General features: G+C 73.1%; 2 protein-coding genes. Both read right to left on the reverse strand.

Annotated elements, in window-relative coordinates:
* Positions 1–84: 84 nt before the first annotated feature.
* Positions 85–756 (reverse strand): DUF4352 domain-containing protein, encoded by a 672-nt coding sequence (locus tag N864_RS22220; RefSeq protein ID WP_034722693.1) that lies wholly within the window; start codon positions 754–756, stop codon positions 85–87.
* A 41-nt stretch (positions 757–797) separates the two neighbouring features.
* On the reverse strand, positions 798–1,444 hold a 647-nt coding region (locus tag N864_RS22225; RefSeq protein ID WP_034722694.1), incomplete at its 5' end, for an adenosine deaminase family protein.

A 1,444-nucleotide genomic window follows, 5' to 3' on the forward strand; every position in this document is an offset into this window, starting at 1 on the left:
AGGTGACCGGTCGACGCGGGGAAGGTGACCGTTCGACGCGGGGAAGGGGACCGGTCGAGGCGGGGAAGGTGACCGGTCGACGGGTCAGGGGGTCAGCTTGAGGCTGAAGGTCTTCGCCTTGATCGACTTGTCGGTCGTCTTGACGTCATAGGCCGGCCGGTTGAACCGCAGCTCGAGCGTGGACGTGCTGCCCTTCTCGACCTTGAAGATGAGCCAGCCCGTGCCGGTCTTGCCCCGCGCGACCTTGCCGAGCTCCTTGCCGAGGGCGCCCTTGAACTCGTTCGTGGCGGGCACGGCGTCCGGCGTCGACGTCTTGAGGGTGAACATGTCGGGCGTGACGTCGGCCGAGTAGCGGGAGCCCGCCTGCACCTTGACCTGCACCCCGACGAGCTCGAAGTGCTCCTCGGCGACCGGGTGGTTGTCGGGCCACGGCAGGTTCACGACGACCTTGGTCGGGGTGATCACGTGGCCGAGCACGTCGTCCTTGATGGCGCCCTTGGTCGCGAGCGTCGTCGGGGAGGGGGCCGGCGTCGTGCCGGTCGTGGCCGACCCGGTCGCGCCCGTCGAGCCTGACGTGGTGTCGGTGGCGCCCCCGGTGGCGGCCGGTGTCGTGGCCGTCGTGGCGGTGATGGGTGCCTCACCTGAGCAGGCGGCCAGCGCGACGAGCGGGGCGACGGCGACCGCGACGGCGGCCCTCCGCACCAGGTGACGGCGGGCAGGCGAACGGGGGGCACGAGCGGGGGCGTCGGTGTTCATGACCGCTCCAGCATGAACGGCGAGGCGTGGGCAGGGCAAACTCACGCCTGCTGGGCCAGCAGCTCCGCGTCGTGGGCCAGCCACGACTCGACCTCCTCGAGTGCCGCCGACCGGACCGCCTCGGGGGCGCGGCTGGCCCGGATCGACTGCCGCGCGAGGTCCGCCAGACCCGCGTCGTCGAAGCCCAGCTCGCGGGCAGCGGCATACTGCGCCGTGAGCCGCTGGCCGAAGAGCAACGGGTCGTCCGCGCCGAGCGCGACGGGGATGCCCTCATCGACGATGGCACGCAGCGGCACGGCCTCGATCGCGGGGTAGACCCCGAGGGCGACGTTGCTGCCCGGGCACACTTCGAGCGCGACGCCGGCCTCCGCGACCGCGTCGAGCACCTGCGGGTCCTCCACCGACCGCACGCCGTGCCCGATCCGGTCCGGGTGCAGCGCCTCGAGCGTCTCCATGACGGCCTGTGCGCCGAGCAGCTCACCTCCGTGGGGCACCAGCGCCAGGCCTGCGCGCTCGGCGATCCGGAACGCGGGCGCGAACTCGTCCGTGGCGCCGCGCCGCTCGTCGTTGGACAGGCCGAACCCGACGACCTGCCCAGCGCCGTCGCCGGCGTGCCGCGCCGCCAACCGCGCGAGGGTGCGGGCCTCGAGCGGATGGCGGATGCGGCTCGCCGCGACGACGATGCCGA

The sequence above is a fragment of the Intrasporangium chromatireducens Q5-1 genome (genome assembly GCF_000576575.1).
GTDB lineage: Bacteria > Actinomycetota > Actinomycetes > Actinomycetales > Dermatophilaceae > Intrasporangium_A > Intrasporangium_A chromatireducens.

Bases quoted from the DNA above. Each gene is read 5' to 3' on its own strand.
- N864_RS22220 (WP_034722693.1), bottom strand. From the start codon at position 756: ATGAACACCGACGCCCCCGCTCGTGCCCCCCGTTCGCCTGCCCGCCGT.